The sequence below is a fragment of the Bacillus sp. EB V-12 genome (assembly GCF_056158125.1).
The window spans coordinates 210,381-228,906 of the sequence record NZ_JBUXJL010000002.1; the positions used below are offsets into that span (position 1 = coordinate 210,381).

General features: G+C 35.5%; 20 protein-coding genes and 1 pseudogene. 16 read left to right on the forward strand and 5 right to left on the reverse strand.

The window, feature by feature from the left end; all coding sequences use genetic code 11:
- Position 1 precedes the first annotated feature (1 nt).
- The 6 genes and pseudogenes from ACZDYH_RS07625 (at position 2) to ACZDYH_RS07650 (ending at position 4,707) form a co-directional block, all read left to right on the forward strand.
- Positions 2 to 253, forward strand: a complete 252-nt coding sequence (locus ACZDYH_RS07625; protein ID WP_044783259.1) for a hypothetical protein — start codon at positions 2 to 4, stop codon at positions 251 to 253.
- Between the two features lie 8 nt (positions 254 to 261).
- Positions 262 to 1,019, forward strand: a pseudogene (locus ACZDYH_RS07630) (MerR family transcriptional regulator).
- Between the two features lie 53 nt (positions 1,020 to 1,072).
- Positions 1,073 to 1,399, forward strand: coding sequence for a nucleoside triphosphate pyrophosphohydrolase (locus ACZDYH_RS07635; protein WP_474886062.1), 327 nt, complete (start codon positions 1,073 to 1,075; stop codon positions 1,397 to 1,399).
- Positions 1,400 to 1,595: 196 nt separating this feature from the next.
- Complete coding sequence (locus ACZDYH_RS07640; protein WP_474886064.1) at positions 1,596 to 2,459, forward strand: DnaD domain-containing protein; 864 nt, start codon at positions 1,596 to 1,598, stop codon at positions 2,457 to 2,459.
- Positions 2,456 to 3,745, forward strand: a complete 1,290-nt coding sequence (gene dnaB, locus ACZDYH_RS07645; protein ID WP_474886066.1) for a replicative DNA helicase — start codon at positions 2,456 to 2,458, stop codon at positions 3,743 to 3,745. The genes ACZDYH_RS07640 and dnaB overlap by 4 nt, the downstream gene beginning before the upstream one ends.
- Positions 3,746 to 3,858: 113 nt before the next feature.
- Positions 3,859 to 4,707: an RpnC/YadD family protein gene (locus ACZDYH_RS07650; protein WP_000908110.1), complete on the forward strand. Its 849-nt coding sequence runs from the start codon at positions 3,859 to 3,861 to the stop codon at positions 4,705 to 4,707.
- Positions 4,708 to 4,846: 139 nt separating this feature from the next.
- On the opposite strand, the gene ACZDYH_RS07655 is transcribed toward ACZDYH_RS07650, so the two are convergent.
- The gene (locus ACZDYH_RS07655) at positions 4,847 to 5,632 is read right to left on the reverse strand and encodes a TrmB family transcriptional regulator (RefSeq protein ID WP_016513681.1); all 786 of its coding nucleotides are present in this window, start codon (positions 5,630 to 5,632) and stop codon (positions 4,847 to 4,849) included.
- A gap of 263 nt (positions 5,633 to 5,895) precedes the next feature.
- Between ACZDYH_RS07655 and ACZDYH_RS07660 the strand changes: the two genes are divergently transcribed.
- Positions 5,896 to 6,663, forward strand: a complete 768-nt coding sequence (locus ACZDYH_RS07660; RefSeq protein ID WP_000348458.1) for a TSUP family transporter — start codon at positions 5,896 to 5,898, stop codon at positions 6,661 to 6,663.
- Between the two features lie 200 nt (positions 6,664 to 6,863).
- Here the strand turns inward: ACZDYH_RS07660 and ACZDYH_RS07665 are convergent, their stop codons facing one another.
- Positions 6,864 to 7,751 (reverse strand): DMT family transporter, encoded by an 888-nt coding sequence (locus ACZDYH_RS07665; RefSeq protein WP_474886070.1) that lies wholly within the window; start codon positions 7,749 to 7,751, stop codon positions 6,864 to 6,866.
- A gap of 298 nt (positions 7,752 to 8,049) precedes the next feature.
- Here ACZDYH_RS07665 and ACZDYH_RS07670 point away from each other — a divergent pair, with 298 nt between their 5' ends.
- The gene (locus tag ACZDYH_RS07670) at positions 8,050 to 8,205 is read left to right on the forward strand and encodes a hypothetical protein (RefSeq protein WP_000394753.1); all 156 of its coding nucleotides are present in this window, start codon (positions 8,050 to 8,052) and stop codon (positions 8,203 to 8,205) included.
- Between the two features lie 173 nt (positions 8,206 to 8,378).
- On the opposite strand, the gene ACZDYH_RS07675 is transcribed toward ACZDYH_RS07670, so the two are convergent.
- Positions 8,379 to 8,954 (reverse strand): TetR/AcrR family transcriptional regulator, encoded by a 576-nt coding sequence (locus ACZDYH_RS07675; RefSeq protein WP_474886073.1) that lies wholly within the window; start codon positions 8,952 to 8,954, stop codon positions 8,379 to 8,381.
- 142 nt (positions 8,955 to 9,096) lie between these two features.
- On the opposite strand from ACZDYH_RS07675, the gene ACZDYH_RS07680 reads away from it, so the two are divergent.
- Positions 9,097 to 10,572, forward strand: coding sequence for an MDR family MFS transporter (locus tag ACZDYH_RS07680; protein WP_001057517.1), 1,476 nt, complete (start codon positions 9,097 to 9,099; stop codon positions 10,570 to 10,572).
- A 400-nt stretch (positions 10,573 to 10,972) separates the two neighbouring features.
- Positions 10,973 to 11,533 (forward strand): PRK06770 family protein, encoded by a 561-nt coding sequence (locus tag ACZDYH_RS07685; RefSeq protein WP_000358710.1) that lies wholly within the window; start codon positions 10,973 to 10,975, stop codon positions 11,531 to 11,533.
- A gap of 92 nt (positions 11,534 to 11,625) precedes the next feature.
- Here ACZDYH_RS07685 and ACZDYH_RS07690 read toward each other — a convergent pair whose 3' ends face one another.
- Entirely contained in the window at positions 11,626 to 11,760 is a 135-nt protein-coding gene (locus tag ACZDYH_RS07690; RefSeq protein WP_001198456.1) for a hypothetical protein, read from the reverse strand.
- A 214-nt stretch (positions 11,761 to 11,974) separates the two neighbouring features.
- On the opposite strand from ACZDYH_RS07690, the gene ACZDYH_RS07695 reads away from it, so the two are divergent.
- From ACZDYH_RS07695 to ACZDYH_RS07710, 4 genes are all read left to right on the forward strand, one after another.
- Positions 11,975 to 12,082, forward strand: coding sequence for a YjcZ family sporulation protein (locus ACZDYH_RS07695; RefSeq protein WP_000540375.1), 108 nt, complete (start codon positions 11,975 to 11,977; stop codon positions 12,080 to 12,082).
- A 132-nt stretch (positions 12,083 to 12,214) separates the two neighbouring features.
- A complete protein-coding gene (locus ACZDYH_RS07700) occupies positions 12,215 to 12,760 on the forward strand; it encodes a GNAT family N-acetyltransferase (protein ID WP_064532710.1) in 546 nt (181 codons plus the stop codon).
- A 773-nt stretch (positions 12,761 to 13,533) separates the two neighbouring features.
- Positions 13,534 to 16,302: an S-layer homology domain-containing protein gene (locus ACZDYH_RS07705; protein ID WP_474886075.1), complete on the forward strand. Its 2,769-nt coding sequence runs from the start codon at positions 13,534 to 13,536 to the stop codon at positions 16,300 to 16,302.
- A 13-nt stretch (positions 16,303 to 16,315) separates the two neighbouring features.
- Positions 16,316 to 16,729, forward strand: coding sequence for a CDI toxin immunity protein (locus ACZDYH_RS07710; RefSeq protein WP_000212599.1), 414 nt, complete (start codon positions 16,316 to 16,318; stop codon positions 16,727 to 16,729).
- A gap of 237 nt (positions 16,730 to 16,966) precedes the next feature.
- On the opposite strand, the gene ACZDYH_RS07715 is transcribed toward ACZDYH_RS07710, so the two are convergent.
- Positions 16,967 to 17,122, reverse strand: a complete 156-nt coding sequence (locus ACZDYH_RS07715) for an IS3 family transposase (RefSeq protein WP_080348377.1) — start codon at positions 17,120 to 17,122, stop codon at positions 16,967 to 16,969.
- Between the two features lie 188 nt (positions 17,123 to 17,310).
- Between ACZDYH_RS07715 and ACZDYH_RS07720 the strand changes: the two genes are divergently transcribed.
- Positions 17,311 to 17,991, forward strand: coding sequence for a pre-toxin TG domain-containing protein (locus ACZDYH_RS07720; RefSeq protein ID WP_474886077.1), 681 nt, complete (start codon positions 17,311 to 17,313; stop codon positions 17,989 to 17,991).
- Positions 17,992 to 18,040: 49 nt separating this feature from the next.
- Positions 18,041 to 18,364 (forward strand): hypothetical protein, encoded by a 324-nt coding sequence (locus ACZDYH_RS07725; RefSeq protein WP_001025898.1) that lies wholly within the window; start codon positions 18,041 to 18,043, stop codon positions 18,362 to 18,364.
- Positions 18,365 to 18,526 lie beyond the last annotated feature (162 nt).

Here is an 18,526-nt window from a genome sequence, read left to right on the forward strand (position 1 = left end):
GATGAAACAAGAAGTGGAAATAAGGGGAAAGCGACTTTTGGTTATGATTGCAGTGTTGTTTATTGCGATTTATATCGTTTTACGAAAAAGAAAGTATGAGTACTTTTATGATGGTATTAGTGAGTATGAAAATCGTTATAGAGGGAATGTTCCTTTGTTATTGCTTGTTGTAGGTTTGTTTCAATATTGTAGGCAGAATGAGGTGAGTTTTTCTCATATGCTTCAGTATGTGAAAGAGAAGTTATCGGAGTAGGTGATGATATGGCGTGGATGATTAGTGAGTTTGCAAGTGTTGGGGATGTTACGGTGCGGACGCTTCGGTGCGGACGCTTCGTTATTATGACAAGATTAATTTATTAAAACCGAGCGATTATACTGAGGGCGGGCATCGGTTATATACGAAAGATGATTTGTATGTGCTGCAGCAAATTCAATCGTTTAAGCATCTCGGTTTTTCGCTTGGGGAAATTCAAAATATTATATTGCAGCGTGATATAGAGACGGAAGAATTTTTAAGACAAATGAATTTTCAAAGAGAGATGCTTTTGGCGGAGCAAGAAAGAATTGCGAAGGTGCTTTCGCATATGGATGAGATGATGAAGAAGTTTCAAAAGGAAGAACGAGTGGATGTTGCTTTGTTTTCTTCATTTCTGCAAACCTTCATATGGGAGAAAGAAAATAAGGAATGGTTAGAGGAACACTTTTCAAAGGATAGTGTTCGAGCGTTTTATAACAATAAGGATTTAAAAGAAGAATTTGAGCAACGTTTTATGGATGTAATAGGGAAGTTGAAAAACTATAAGGAAGAAGAGAAGGATCCAAATCATCATGATGTTCAAGTTACTCTGAAGGAATTTTTCAATGTAATACAAGAGATAACGAACTACCTTGATACACCTCAAAGTGATATAGAAGATATAATCCAAAAATCAAACCTCCCACTATCCGAATTCCCAACCCTCTTCACAACCGAAGAAGAAAAATATATAAAAGAAGCAATCCAGCAGTTTAACACCTAGTTAAACTGCTTTTCCATTATAATAAAAGAAAAACCAAACGGAGGAAAACCCACATGCCAACCTACAACAAACTAATCCGAAACAAAATCCCACAAATAATAAAAGCTAACGGAAAAACACCCACAACAAGAATCCTACCCCAAGAAGAATACATAAAAGAACTCTGCAAGAAAACAGAAGAAGAACTAACCGAATACCTAGAAGCAGACACAAAAGAACATAAACTAGAAGAACTATCCGACCTACTAGAACTAATAAACGCCCTAGCCGAACACGAAGGCACAACACTAGAAGAAATCAACAACATCCGAAAAAAGAAAGCAGAAGAAAGAGGCGGCTTCTCAGATCGAGTATTTTTAATCGAAGTAACCGATAACTAGCCCCTCATAAGCCCCTTACAAGCCCCTACCAAGTAATAAATCACTAAGAAAAAACATAACAAAAACAAAAACAACAACAAACACCGTAGTAGTAGTCGAAAAAAATTTGAAATAACACGCCAAAAACCCAACCCTCCTTCCTATATATAGTACAAAGAGGAATTTTCATTTTTGAATGAGGACGGGAGGAATTAGGATGGCGGTGTATCGTAATGTGCAGGTGAATTTTTGGCAGGATGATTTTGTTTTGGATTTGACGCCGGAGGAGCGGTATTTTTATGTTTATTTGTTAACTTGTTCGAAGACGACGCAGTGCGGGATTTTTCCTTTTCCGAAGCGGTTAGCTGAGATGGAGACGGGTTATAACAGGGAGACTGTTGATAAGCTTGTGCAGCGCTTTGTTGATTATGGGAAGATTCTTTATGATGCGGATACTCGGGAGCTATTCGTTTTGAATTGGCTTCGTTATAATCCTGTGACGAATACGAATGTGGAGAAGTGTGTGCTTCGTGAGCTTAAGGGTGTGAAGAATAAGGAGTTTGTACATATGTTTCTTCAGAAGTGCGTAGAGGAAGAGCTGAATGTTCCGATGCTTTTAGCGCATTTCGGTATGCCTGATGATTTGACTGTGGATGATGTTGAGCCGATTTGTGAGGAGACACAGGAAGAAGAAGAGGTTGTAGAGGAAGAAACGGGAAGTCGTGTGTTTTCTTTTTATGAGCAACATTTCGGTAGTTTGTCTCCTTTTGCGGTGGAGGAACTGAGTGCGTGGATGGAAGATTTGTCAGAGGAGCTTGTGCTGAAGGCTCTTCAAATTGCGTTTGAGAATAATAAGCGGACGGTTGCTTATGTGAAGGGGATTTTGAGAGGTTGGCACGGGAAAGGTTTTACGAAATTGTGTGAGGTTGAGGCGGATACGGCGAGCTTTAGGAAGAAGGAGTCGTCTGCTAGTACGGGGGAGACGGAGGAGTTTTTGGCGAGGTGTGAGGAGTGGGAGAAGAATGCACCATCTGAGGAAGAGTTGCAGCGCTTTTTAGCGGAACGCGGGTGGCGGCCATGAGTATTCAAAATGTGGAGGCGGAGAAGACGGTGTTAGGTTCTCTACTACTTGATGGAGAGCTTATTAAGGAGTGCCGTTTGACGGAGCAGTATTTTTCGATGCCAGTACATAAGTCTATTTTTCAGTTAATGCGAAAGATGGAGGGCGAGGGGCAACCGATTGATCTTGTGACTTTCACTTCTAGGTTGGACCCGAATTTTTTGAAGGGCATCGGGGGAATGGAGTATTTTATAGGGTTAATGGATGGTGTGCCTACTACTAGCAACTTCTCATATTATGAGGGGCTTGTTCGAGGTGCTTGGAAAATGTATCAGGCTGGTGTTCTCGGGCACAAGATGGGAGAGCGTCTTATTGCGGAGAAGAGTGAGAAAGTTATCGGTGAGACGATTACGGCACTTTGTGAGTTAGAGGAGAAAGACTCTGTATGTGAGTTTGATTTGAAGGATGCGTTAGTTGATTTGTATGAGGAGCTTCATCAAGATGTGAAGGAGATTACTGGTATTGAGACTGGTTATACATCGTTAAATAAAATGACGTGCGGATTGCAGGAAGGTGATTTTGTCGTTCTTGGTGCGCGTCCTTCTATGGGGAAGACTGCGTTTGCGCTTAATGTTGGATTGCATGCGGCGAAGTCTGGAGTGGCGGTTGGATTGTTTTCGTTAGAGATGAGTAGTAAGCAATTGTTAAAAAGGATGGCTTCTTGCATAGGTGAAGTGTCAGGAGGTAGGCTGAAAAATCCGAAGCATCGTTTTGCGATGGAAGATTGGGAGAAGGTAAGTAAGGCGTTTGCGGAGATTGGTGAGTTGCCATTTGAGATTTACGACAATGCAGGCGTTACGGTACAAGATATTTGGATGCAAACTCGTAAGTTAAAGAGGAAACACGGTGATAAAAAGCTTTTAGTCATTGTAGATTATTTGCAGCTTATTACAGGCGATTCGAAGCATAAGGGCAATCGATTTCAAGAGATTAGTGAGATTTCTCGTAAGCTTAAGTTATTAGCGCGTGAATTAAATGTTTGTGTAGTAGCACTGTCACAGTTATCTCGTTCTGTAGAGTCACGGCAAGATAAGCGTCCGCTTTTATCTGATTTAAGAGAGACGGGACAAATTGAGCAAGATGCGGATGTCATTATGCTTATGTATCGTGAGGATTATTACGATAAGGAAACGAAGCAGAAGGAGATGACGGAGATTCATGTGGCGAAGCATCGAAACGGACCTGTTGGTAGTTTTAAGCTGAGGTTTTTGAAGGAGTTTGGGCGGTTTGTGGAGAGGGAGAAGTAGTGAGAGGAAGGTGTTTTGAAAATAGCATGTGCATGTGAACGAAAGTTGTAACGCTAATTTTATAAGTTATATAATAAAGAAAATGGTAACTAATAGTTAAGGGGGATTAGCTATTGGCAGGGAATGATATTTCTTATCATAATAAAGATATTCTGATGAAGTTTTTAAGTGAATGTTATAGGGATAAAGGGCTTGAAGCATATGGGTTAAAAGGTTATCCAAGAATAAAAGAATTGTTGCTAAATGAATTTTCGAGAGTTCGTGCAGATCAAAGGCGCTCAGATACTTTATTTGAAATGGAAGATGGTTCAATTTTAATGTTAGAGTATGAAAGTAATACCCGTTTCCTCGAAAACCATTTGAAGTATATGGATTATGCGAATCAAATTATGTATCGTTACTATAATAAGAGGAAAGAGTTACCGGATATTCGAATCGTAGTTATTTATACAAGTGAGGTAATGAATCCTATAGAAGAAATAGATGTATGTAGTATACGTTTAAATTCTAAAGCGGTTTTACTAAATGAGTACAATGGTGATGCCATTCTTCAAAAGATTATTAGAAAAATGGAAGAAGGAAAATCTTTGACGGATGAAGAAACCATGAAATTAATACTTGTACCACTTATGCATAGTAGAGAGAAAAGACAAATTTTAATTGAAAAAACGATAGAAGTAGCAAAGTGTATCTCCGATGAGCAAGAACAAATTCAAGTTATTGCTGGGATTCTTGTAGCTACAGATAAATTTATTGATGAAGACTACGCGAAAAAGGTAAAGGAGTGGTTACGGATGACAAAAGTAGGTCGTTTATATGAACAAGAGAAGCAAGAAGAAATTGATAAAGCACTTTCGGCAGCTGGAATGCTCTTTAAAGGAATGAGTGTAGAAGAAATAGCTAAAAAATTAGATGTAACAATTGAAAAGGTGAAAGAGTGGGAGAAGCGTTTATCTCATTAATCGCTAGGGTAATGGCAGCGTCTGTATAAATTTATACAAAAATAGCCGAATATTTATTATATAATAGTCGGCTATTTTTGTACAGAGAAGTTGTTAGGTTTAATACGCAAATCTTTTGGTTTGCTCTTGAATATGTTCCTCATTTCCCCATAAAGAAAGATCTTCTCTCTGCAGTAATCCATTGCTGCAAGTCATCTTGGCTACGTCGGACAAGTCGATTTACTAACACATCATGCCATACGTAATCCTCTAATAAGTATATATGAACGGGGTCATCTGTATAAAAAGCAATATTACGCTCTTCAAGTGACGGTCCATAAATCATTTCTTTAGAATCTATCGATACAATAAACCAATGTTCTGTAGACAAGGTTTCTGTGTAAGGTGTTATGCGATGGGCTTCTAGATTTTTAATGGGATTTTCAACATGCAGGGTAATACCTTGTATTGAAACTTTATCAGCTACTTCAGATAGATCTTCTTTTAATGCTTCATACATCTCATCCCACATTGAAATGACAATACGTCGTTCTGCTTTTTTTATTAATGCCTGACAATAGCTAATGATTGTTTGATTGTCTTTTAAAGTAATTACTCGATTATCCGTTTTTTCCTCGGAAGTTTCTAGTTTTTTTAATGAATCACTTATTCCTTCATAAGTAGATTGCCATTCTGTTTGCGCCTTCTGTAAAAAGATTTCAACAGGTAGAGGTGAATAGCGGGTGGTGTCATTTATTTCTTCTTTCATGACAATTCCTTTTTCTACAAGGTTACCTAAAATCTCATAAATTCGCGCTCTTGGGACACCCGAATCTTTACTCACTTGGTAGGCTGTGACAGGCCCTTGTTTAACAAGAGATACATAAGATTTAGCTTCATATTCATTGAAACCAATTTTTTTAAGCTGTTGCACTATGTAGTCCACTTTTTTCGTCCTCCGATGTTTGCTTTTATCCCGCTTTAACGGGCAGTAAGACCCCCACCTCAAAATTCAGCGGAAGCAAAGAAGTTAGGTGGGGTCGGGCTGCCCGTAAAAGCCCGATTGGTGAAGGCTAATAATCAGTGGGGGTGAACAACCCCCCCACTGATTATTAGCCTTCACTTTATATTTCAACGTTACAATAACTATTTACATTTAGCAAATTATTAGTTACTATTCGAATAGTGACTAAAGGGGAGGTTAATAGTATGGATTTTTATTTAGACCCATCTGTATTAATGATTTTGATTGTTTTTGGATTTGTAGCTGCATTTATTGATTCAGTTGTAGGTGGTGGTGGACTCATTGCTTTACCAGCTTTATTATTTACAGGACTGAATCCAGCAAGTGCAGTAGCTACGAATAAACTAGCATCGACAATGGGAAGTGCAACTAGTAATATTGTGTTTTATCGTTCTGGTAATCTTGATTTGAAATCGGCGTTTAAATTAGTTCCGCTCACTTTCATAGGTTCCATAATAGGGGCATGGACTGTTCATTTAATGAATCCAGAAGTATTGAAGCCATTAATGCTGATCATGCTTGGTGCTGTCGCTATTTATACGATATTCAAAAAGGATTGGGGTAGTATTTCCACTCATAAGAAATTGTCTGGTCGACACGTCATTATTTTTACTTTCTTTGTTTTTGCTATTGGTTTTTATGATGGATTTCTAGGTCCTGGAACAGGTTCATTTTTAATGTTTTCTCTTTTATTTATTGGGTATGATTTTTTAAAAGCAGCAGGTAATGCGAAGCTTCTTAATTTAGGAAGTAATGTTGGTGCATTGTTGATGTTTATGTATGTAGGGCAAGTCAACTATGCATATGGTTTTATAATGGGGATTGCTCAAATTGCTGGAGGGATTGTTGGCTCCAAATTCGCTATAAAAAAAGGGAGCGGGTATGTTCGTGCCCTTTTCATTACAGTAACTTGTTTATTGTTAGCGAAAAATCTGTATGACTATATTCAGTAAGTAATTAAAGAATGTAGAAAAGGTCAAAGATGCAGATTACATAAAATATAAGAAGACACTAGGGAGAAAATTCCTTTTAACATTTTTTAGATGCTACCTTATTTGAAGATAGCATCTAAAAAGGAAATCTAAGTGAAGAAAATGAAAATAATATAAACTCATATTTTTCTGGGGTATGTTTATTGATCATAGTGAAATGTTTATTCTATATTCTTCTTATAATTAGGCCTCAACAAACTCTTAAAATCCACCTCAGCAATTAGCACACTCAGCAATATAAGCGTAGCCCCTAAGTATCCTTTTCCTGTCAGCGTTTCACCTGTGAAGACGAAAGCAAAGCCTGCGGAAAAGACAGGTTCTAATGAAAAAATAAGACCTGTATGGGTAGGTGTAGTGTATTGCTGGGCAATTACTTGCACGATGAATGCGACTGCGGTGCAAAATATGCTTAAAGCTAATATGATGAGCCATGAGTTGATTGTGCTAGGAAGCTTTGGCGTTTCTATAATGAATGAAAAAATAAGACTAAATAGGCCGACGAAACCTAGTTGCACTACTCCAAGTGCAATGGAATTCACATGTTTCGTTACGCTTCCAGTAATGATGACGTGGATCGCATAAAATAGGGCAGACAGTATGCAAGATATATCGCCGTTACCGATTTTGAATTCGCTCGTTAATGTTAATAAGCCGATTCCTATTATCGTTAAAATGATTCCTACTATAACTTTCTTTTCCGGAATGTGTTTTAAAAATATAGCTGATAATATTGGAATGAAAATGACTGTGAGACATAGTAAGAAACCAGCATTAGAAACACTCGTATACTTTGTACCGAAAGTCGCGAAAATATAAACGATAAATAAGACAGAAGCAAGTATAAATGCATATTTTACAGTTTTAAAATCAACTTTGAATAAATGTTTGTAAAATATTAAACCTGATAAAAGAAAAGCGATAATAAATCGTAATGCAATTAAATTATATTCTTCTATGCCATCAAGTCCAAGCTTTGTAAGTAGGATGGATGCACCCCAAAAAAATGTAACTAGTAGTAACATTAAATCCGCTTTTAATTGTAGTTTCATTTCTATTCCCTCGTTATGTATAAATTTTATAAGCCCATACCCCTATCCCCATTTTTAATTTTAATATTAATTCTGAATATTTGTAACTTAAATTTATCGACGGTTTTTTCAGAACAATTGGGAAGTAATAGTATGTATAAAAAAAAGCCCAGTTTGGAGGGGCTTTTTTCTATGTAAAATTTCATTTGTTTTGTTTACATAATACCTTTACAATCATTTGATAAAATAAAATCAACTGCATATTGTGAGGGTGGATGGTTATCCCTTCTTTCTATTCGGAAGGAAAGGAGGTGATAATATGGAGTTTTTGTTTGACCTTGTAAAAGAGTTTGTCAAAGCGACTGTGCGCGAAGTTTCAGCGTATTTTTTGCGGAAGCAACTTCTGGATAAGGACAACAAAAAACCCACTCCGCGCCGTCACAAGCAAAAGGGTGGGTTCCGCAAAAAGAAATAGCTTATAATAACCACCACCCTAAGCGGTAGCAGTTAGGGAAGAGATGTGAGCGCATCTCTTCTTTTTATTATATGCCATTTTATTTGATGTCATACTTATATAGTATTCTACGGAAAATATATCATATTCCTATTTTGTGGTCAATTTGATTGAATGATTGAAAAGGTGTAGTCTTATTCCTCTTCAAACTGAAAAATATCCCGATTAATGAGTTGGTGGAGGTGCCTATCCATTTCAGCAGCAGAAACGCTTTTTTTATTTTTAAACCACCATGTGCTTAATGAGGTGATTGCCCCTGAATAAAACTCAATGATTAAATCATTTGGTATCGTATGGTTTTTGCAAAGTTGATTTAATGCTTCTATTTCTTGTTTTCTCGTTTCGTGACTTAAATAATGTGTACGGGTAATAAATTGTTCATCAGACATTTGCGTTTCTAATATTTTACCGAGTTCTTCATGATGTAGGAATTGTTCCATTACTTGAAATGGTTTACTTAATCGATCTGAAACCGGTATTTCAGCAATCATCTTGCCGTATCGTTTAAATCCAAATGTTAATAAAGCATCTTTATCTTCAAAGTGTTTATAAAAGGTTGTTCGGTGTACCATAGCGCGGTCACATATTTGGTTAATCGTAATCGTACTATATTTCTGTTTTGATTGCGTCATTAATTCAAATAAGGAATCCCACAGTAATTTATGTGTACGTCTAATACGTAAATCAAGTTGTTTTTCGTTATCATTCATCTACAATTCTCCTTTTTTGTAGATTAAATATACAGTGGTTGAAAATTGATTCTCCCTTTTTAATCTACATATGTATATTATATTACATGTGTTTAGGTATATTTAAAGTTTTTTAAGTAAGAAACAGGAGGAGAATCTGTAAATGAATATGACAACTAAGAGCCCTGCAAGTGGCAAAGTTGATACTTCTAATTTGAAACATACCCCCATTTTAATTGCGTTACTTTTAGGAGCAATGGTTGCATTATTAAATGAAACATTACTTGGTAATGCGTTAACAGTATTAATGAAAGAATTTGACGTAACAGCTTCAACGATTCAATGGCTTTCTACAGCTTACATGTTGGTGGTTGGGGTTTTAGTCCCAATTACAGCGTTACTTCAGCAATGGCTCACAACGAGACAAATGTTTTTGATCGCTATGGTAACGTTTTTAGCTGGTACATTAATTGCGGGATTTGCACCAACATTTTCTGTTTTATTAATCGGCCGTATCGTCCAAGCTATAGCGACAGGGTTAATTTCACCGTTATTAATGAATACGATTTTAATTATTTGTCCGCCTGAAAAACGTGGTGCGACAATGGGATTAATCGCACTTGTGATGATGGCAGCTCCGGCAATTGGTCCTACATTATCTGGAGTAATTGTGGATTCATTAAATTGGCGCTGGTTATTCTATATTGTTATTCCTATCGTGATCATTTCCATTATGATTGGGATGAAGTACATTCAAAATGTTTCAGAGTTAACAAGGCCAAAAGTAGATTACCCATCTATCCTTTTATCGACATTAGGATTTGGCGGATTTGTGTATAGCTTTAGTGCATCAGGTGATTTAGGATGGTCCGATGCGAAAGTATATGGCGCTTTAATTGTTGGGCTTATCTCATTATGTATTTTTGTCGTTCGACAATTAAAAATTGAGAATCCAATTTTAGAATTACGCGCATTTAAAGTTCCGATGTTTACATTATCAGTTGGATTAATTGTCATTGTGATGATGTCGTTATTTTCAACGATGACTTTATTACCGATGTTCCTGCAAACAGTTTTACTCGTTACAGCTTTTAAGTCAGGAATCATCATGCTTCCAGGAAGTATTATTAGCGCTATAATGGGACCGATTGCAGGTAAACTATTTGATAAATTTAGTCCGAAAGTTATTATCGTTCCCGGCATTGTGTTAGTAGGGATTGCAATGTTCTTATTTAAAGGCATTACTCCTGATACATCAATGTTACAAATTATTATTATGCATAGCGTATTAATGGTTGGACTTATGTTTGTCATGACAGCACAAACATACGGTTTAAATCAATTAACACCAGATTTATATCCGCATGGAACCGCACTGTTTAATACGTTGCAACAAGTAGCTGGTGCAATTGGTACAGCTATCTTTATTTCGAAAATGTCTTCAGGAACAACTAAGTATATGGAAAGCTCCGCAAATCCACTGGATCCAGTAGAGAAGTTAAACGGTTTAACTTCAGGGTTCCAAGGTGCATTTGCACTTGGGTTAATCTTTATTATTGTTGCATTTATCGTATCGTTATTCTTAAAAGAGGAGAAAGAAGGAGTAAAGGAAGCGAGAGTTTTACAGAACGAACATTAAGGTTTATATAAAAAAGACATCTTTCCCTAGCAAAGATGTCTTTTTCATATTTTTTTCGTAACACTTGTTTTGGTTGTCTTCATACATAAGAATTGGTATGTACAATATTTATCCTTTTTGAGAATAACGATGCAAAGCTGTGCTAATAACTAAAAGTCCAATAATGAGAGAGTGTGTTCTTATAATAAGTTCTGCCGCTAATAGTTCACCAGATGATTTAGTGACATCGTATATAGATTCTGTTATGAGAATAGGCATAGTCATGATTATGAAGTTATTATATTTGCATTAAACGATTTGCGCGTTTTTTTATAGTAAAAATTAGAGACTCTTCAATAAAAAGGAATTAAATATGGTATTCTTTAGTTAAGATATTTAAACGAAGACAGGGGAAATGAAGATGGACAAGAAGCTAACGTATTGGCTAGCATCTATTATAGGGGGAGTAGTACTTGCAACTGGTATGACTTATGGAATGTTACAGTTTGCTGAAGTCCCGCTTAAGAGTGAGGACCATGTTTTTGCAGAGGTTAATAAAGAAGACATACTATCGAATGAAGCAGAAGTGAAAGGTTCAAATGCACAACTTCACATTACAGTAACTTCTACTGAAGAAGAAGTTATTTCAGCTATGCATAGCATGACTCATCAAAAAGTAAAAGCGTGTGAAGGAAAGGGAGCAACCCCTATGTCCAAAAAGAATGCAGAGAAAGTAAGAAATATTCTAAACGGAAACAATTTCAAGAACAAAGAAGAGCTATTAGCAATTACTGAAAGATGGGCAAATAGAGATTTTAGTAAAATTTTAGAAGAACATAACTATTTTATTAAACTTCAAGGTGGCAAGACAGGTGAAGCTACAGTAATGGATACGGTAGACGAGAAAGTATTCTGTCTCAATACTTTCGGTGATGATGTAACGGCTGCATTAGTTAAATCAGGAGATCTTCAAGCCTTGTAAGGTGTTTTTTCTTTAATATAAAGAAAGCCTCAAGTATTCATATACTTGAGGCTTTTCTAATGGAAAGATAGGAATGATCCGAATTCCTTACATTAAGAACAAAGTGGAATTACTCCTAAACCAATTAATAAAGCTGCAGCAACTGCTGGAATTGGTACAGGAATTTGAATACCTTCTACAAACAAGAAATACTGACCACTCACTATTTTAAAACAAACTACTTGCATGGCAATTCCTCCCTTCTTTTAGAATTAATACATTATATTATTTAATCTATTTATTGATATAGTTAAATTATTCATTTTTAAAAATATAGTTAATATGTGAATACTTTTCGAAAGGACCTGCTCAATCAATGCGGAAAAACATAAGATGAAACGAATCCATTAAAATACATGAGTGAACCTTAGTTTTCCCCTCTTATCTAAAGGAGGAACTATTATGGGTTATGGTGGTAGTTGTGGCGGTTGTGGCTTCTCGGGAGGCTTTGCTTTATTAGTCGTGTTATTCATTTTATTAATCATCGTTGGAGCTTCTTGCTTCTGCTAAAAACTATTGGAAAAGACACTCATATGGAGTGTCTTTTCTTTCGTGCAAAATGATTCCTGATATTATCCAACTGTATATAGTATACGGTATATTTTTTCCTCATTAGACATATAAAAATGTTGGAGGGATGTTATGAAACTAGTAGGGAAGTACATTTATATTCGGCTTTATAAAACTGCTGATGCTAACGAGTTAGCTAACTTACATATTAGAAATCGCGAATTTTTTCAACGAGTTTGCCCGTTGCTCCCAGAAGTTTTTTATACAGAAGAACATCAAAAAATACGTCTTGAACAAGCTCTAAAAAAGACAGCTGAAGGGCAAGTATATCCTTTTGGAATCTTTTTAAGAGAAAATGATAAACTGATTGGAGACATTTCATTAACTCAAATTGTTAGGGGAGACCTCCAAAGCTGTTATACGGGATTTACTTTAGATAAGGAGCATAATGCAAAGGGCTATACAACAGAGGCTCTTCAACTTGTTGTAGATTTTGCTTTTAGGGAATTAAAGCTACATAGAATTGAAGCAGGAGCGATGCTTGATAATTTAGCATCTATTCGTGTATTAGAAAAAGTGGGATTTAAAAAAGAAGGTATAGCGAAAGAAAATATAAGGATTAATGGCAAATGGACAGATCATCAAATATTAGCTATCATCAACAGCTTGGATGTGTAAGTTTATTTTGATTCCAATAACGATAATTATGTAAAGGGCTGTCTATATCGACAGCTTATTATATTTTTTGCTTAGCGTGATTTTTTCGGCTAATTCAGTAAAAAACGGAAACTCTGCAACCCACGCCAGGATAGGAATGTATAAAAAAATGAATAGCATTATAGGGGTACGGAAACGATTATGGGTTTCAAGGGCCACTCTGAAATTAAATACCACGCTTCGATTTTGATAAGTGTATTTGAGAAACTCTAAATCCTTTAAAATCAATAACTTGTAAGCTTCTCAATAGAGTACACTCTATTGAGAAGGTAAATATGTAATTATGCATATTTATATTTTTTTATTTTAATAGTAATTAAACCTAATATATAATTAAAAAGTTTTTTACGAATTGATAAGGAGATGCGAGTATGAAGAAAACCATAGGACTTATATTATCATTATTTTAATTACTTTCTACCTATGCACCAATGTTTACAGAGGAAGTCGAAGTTTTAAATCAAATAGGCCGCGTCAAAGAGAAAGGAGATTAGTATTATTATGGATCTCTTCAACATAATGCGAATTTTAGACTAAGGGATTTTTAAATTAAAAAACTTGGTTTTACTGTTTATTAAGAAGGTTCCATAAACGGGCTACTACATTTAAAACATGAAACATCTTATGAACTAATTATTGTTTAGACAGAATGACTTAGGTTGTCCTTATGCGAAATATTAGTATGAATAGAAATTTGATAATTATATTTTTAAAAATTGAATAGGAGATCTATTATGAATACAATTAAGAAATTATTTTTAAGTTCTGTGATATGTATTTTATTATTCAGTACAGTAGGAACAGCGTATGCAGAACAAAATGGTCAAGTGAATTCATCATCTTTTATTGACGTTCCTAAAACCCACTGGGCATATAAAGAAATGATGTATATGGCTGAAAATAAGATTATAACAGGATACGGAAATGGATATTTCGGTGCTACGGATCCTATTATTCGCGAACATCTTGCTGCATTCTTGTATCGATATTTAAAACCGCAAGATAGTACCAATAATCCATTTATTGATATTGGTGATAGCAATTTTAAAAAGGAAATTTTGGCACTTACTGCACGGGGCATATTTAGCGTAAATGTAGAGAAACAATTCAATCCGAAAAATAATATGACGCGTGCTGAAATGGCTGCAGTACTTGTCAGAACCTTCGATTTAAAACCGAAAGGGAATTTTGACTTTACGGATATGAAAGGTCATTGGGCTAACGAATATGTCAAAATATTAGCTGGGAATAAAATCACAAATGGTACTGGTGATGGCAATTTTAATCCAAATGGACTTGTCACAAGAGAGCAATTTTCTGTGTTCTTATATAGGACAATCATGGCAACATCAAGTATAAAAAACAATGAATCGGTTGGCTGGGTTGTAGATGGAGAAAAGAAATACTATTATGACAAACCAGGCGTGAAACATACTGGATTATTACGTTCAGGGGATGATACCTATCTCTTCGATAAAAATGGTAATCTAGCTTCAGGATGGAATACCGTAGACGGAAAGGACTACTATTTTGATACGGTAAGTGGAGCTGCACAAAAAGGATGGTTCTCTCAAACTACCCATTGGTATTATGCAGACGATAACGGTGTGATTCAAAAAGGCGATGTAACCTACAAAGGAAAACAATTCCAATTTGATAGAACAGGTAAAATGGTAAAAGGGTGGATAACAATCCAATCCCTCGACCAAAATATCTACAAATCCAGAACAGTTGTAAGGGGATTTGACCCAATAAAAGTTAGAAAGGATGAAATTCTTGAAGTAGTAGGGGAAGACGGTCCTCTATGGTTTAAGGTGAACTACAATGGTCAAACATACGTTGTGCAAAAATTATTTGCAGTCGTGTTTGATCAATCTCTATCTAATAAAATAGATACAATTCGTCAGGACATTGCAGATTTAAAAACTACTGCAAATTTGGTAAAAATATATTCCGAACGCTTTAAAAAAGCAAAAGAAACTAAAAATTATGATATGGCTCTAGTAGATTCAAGTGAACTTGCAGCAAGCTTATCAGGATTTCTAACTACCATAAAAAATTCTGATATGACGAATTTAGTGAATAAAATCTACGAAAAAGAAGCTGATCCAGCTATAAAAGAAAAATACAATTCTACCATCGCTACTTTAGAGATGATGAATGAGGATTTTGGCAAGATCCACAAATTAATGCTACTAAAAGATAGCATAATGGTTTTAGATAAAGCGAATCAGGATTCAGGTAATATTATTCAACAAATTCAGAATGGTAAAAACCTAGCACAACAAGATAAAATTAAGCTTCAAAACTATGCTAACGATATGACGGCGTATAAAAAACAATTGGTCGAATGGTATGCTGATACTTTGACTGCAGTAACGGATCTAACGGTATCGCTTATTGACCAAACAAGTCTTTACTGGCTAACAATCAATGACACATTTGTTGAGCCAGCAGAAAAATGGGTTGGTACATTACCAAAAGATGAAATCAGTAAATTTGCTGATGGGGTTCGGGACTACGGACAACAAGTTACAGCTATGCATGAAGGTTTTAAAAGCAGATTGCCTGAATATAAACAAATGGCCAGTGATTTACGCGTAGTAAATCAAAGTTTCCATAAGTTTGGAGATTCTGTACAAAAAGCTGGGGCATCACTTCATAAACAAGCAGTAATGGCTGATGGACTAATTAATAGTGTCTCAACGCATGTTGCAGAAGCTCAACAAGCATTTCCAACACTACATACAGATATTATGTCTGGATTAGATGCTGCTAATAATATGATGGATTCTGCTAATAAAATTGCGAGTTATAAAATTGATGTGCCTGCGGCATCCAAAAACATAGGGAATATGGATGGACTAAGAAACACGTTACGTGATTTTGGTGTGCCACCTGAAAAAATGAAGGAGTATTTGGAAGAAGAAAAACGTTCTGCTCAACAAACTTCATTCCTGCTTGATATTACTCCTGGATTTGGAGAACTAAAACAAGGTATCCAGCTCTTTACGGGCGAGGATATGTTTACTCATGAAAAATATGGTCCAAGTGAATTTGTAACAGGAACGCTTGCTGCAGTTACTGGCGGTACAACAAAAATAATTGGCCGTACATTTGGTAAACTTGGCGATCTTGAGAAAAATGCACAGAAACTAGGCAAGGTTTCAAAAGGTGCTCAATCGGGTGAAATTGTTCTTGATAAAGTCAAAACCTATGAACAAGCTAGAAATCAAGCAATGGATCTTTTAGGGAATTTAGGTAGCGACTCTATTCCAATGGTTGGAACAATGAAAAAAAGTGCAGGATATGGTAAAGTAATTGGAAGACAAACTGCTGATAAAAAAGCAAGATGGCGATTAGATTATGATCCTGAAAAAGGTCTACATATGAATGTAGACGATTTTAGAAACGGTAAAGGAAGTAAATCTACTAAATATGCAATTCCAATAGAAGGTGATGAAGAGTTATTTAAATCACTATTAAAACATTTAAACAAGTAAGGTGATAAATATAATGGCAACTTTGTTAGACGAATGTATCGAGGCATTAGGAGAAAATATAGTAGTTTTTGAAGGTGAAGAGAGAGAAAAAATCTTAGATAGCTTTGAAAACTCATTTCCAATTACAAGTTGGGCCAGAATTGATTGGGATAAATTCAGTGATTTCCAAAATATCGTTTATTTGGATGATATAGAAGCATATCTAAATAAACAATACGGTTTAGACTCTTATATCATTTATATTATTTGGGATGAAGCATCCTTACCAATCATAAAAACGAATTTACATCAAATACTACAGGTAATTGATGATGTTACAGCAGTAAGTTTTGATACTTGGCTCTATTCTCCAAATCTAGGATATGCAATAGAGTTTTATCATGAAGGTGAAGTACGTATTGGTAATAAGAAAGAGATTTTAGAATAAGGAGTGAATGAAAAAAGTAGGGGCTTCCCCTACTTTTTTTATGTGAACTTTAATAAGGTTTTCAACCCTATCTATAATAATGATCATTTCTCCTATTTATAAGTACGGGTTAATGAGGCAGCTAACTATCAGTGTTTTTAGAACTGTCGATATTCTTATGTTGCTTTTAAAATAGCTACGGTATTTTGTGAACTGTACCCTATAAAATGGGCAGTTTAATAAAAAAGCTCTAAAAAATCAAGCACTTAAAAGATGGTTCCGATATTCGATCGGGGCCATCTTTTTTAATGTCCACTGATAACGATTATAATTATACTCCTCTATATAATCCTTTATGTTGAGCTCAAGGGATTCAAAGGTTTGACAATCTTTGTAATCTAATTTATCTATCATATGACCAAAAATGGACTAATTAATAGTGTTTCAACGCATGTTGCAGAAGCTCAACAAGCATTTCCAACACTACATACAGATATTATGTCTGGATTAGATGCTGCTAATAATATGATGGATTCTGCTAATAAAATAAAATTTCAGGCTACAAAATAGATACGTCTAATGTTGTTAAAAATGTTGGTAATATGGATGGGTTAACAACCCGTCTTAAGGATTTTGGTGTACCACCTGAAAAAATGAAAGAATATTTGGAAGAACAAAAGCGAACGAATGAATTAGGATCTATGGCGCTTGATTTTATTCCAGTTGTTGGACAAATTAAACAAGGTTTACAAATTTATAATGGAAGAGAATTTTTCACAGACAGAAAATATGAGCCGAATGATTATGTATGGGGAACTGTTTCTACAGTTGTAGGTGGCACTCCTAAAGTTATTGGTCGAGTATTTGGTAAATATGGAGAGTTAGAGCAAAAAGCGAAGGATTTAGGAAAAGTATCAAAGGTAACTGAAGAGATTGGATGGAGTATGCCAAGAGCTGGCGGCGTCATTGATGGGCGTAAGTATACTGAACATGCGCTTGAAAGAATGGCGCCTGATACAATTCAGGTTCGAGCAGAACTTACAAAGCGTGCACGTGAAAGAGCTGAAAGGAATGGTTACACATTCGGATCAAAAGAATACATGGAGGAATTAAAAAAAGTTGATCCACGTGGTGTAACACCAAGTGTAGTAGAAGAAACAATTAAGCATGCTACTAAAAAACCCGGAAATAAACCTGGTCTATGGCAATACGATGGGAAAGATGTTAGAGTCGTATTGAATGATAATGGCGATGTTGTATCCGTTGTACCTAATAAATCGTGAATATTATAAATAAAGTGGATTGAGCCCATTCACGTAAGGAGTTGTTAAATTGAATATACAATATGATGAATATGAATTATTAGAAATATTCGAGAGTGAACCAGAAGATTATTTTATTCCAGGTGCAGGTGCATATAGATATAATAAAATAGATAAATTAGGTTTTGAATTAGTAATGATTATGTGTTATTACGAGGAAACTGTGGAATTAAATTTGTATTATAAAAATAAACGCATCTTTGAAACCAAGATGCATTCGGCGAAACGAATCTATACCCGTAATGACTCATTATATGTCCAAGGTGGCGTAGAAAACAAAACAATCGAAGTAAAATTCAAGCCACATTTTACAGTTACAATAAATGAGTTTTAAAAACTTGAAATCAATGTTCGTAAATATTCTGAACATGCTTTAGAAAAAATGGATCCGGATACAATACAAGTTCGCGCTGAATTAGAGGCACATTCCAAAAGTAGAGGGATATACAGAAATTTAAAGAATTTGTTAATCCTAGAGGTATCACACCTTCTGTAG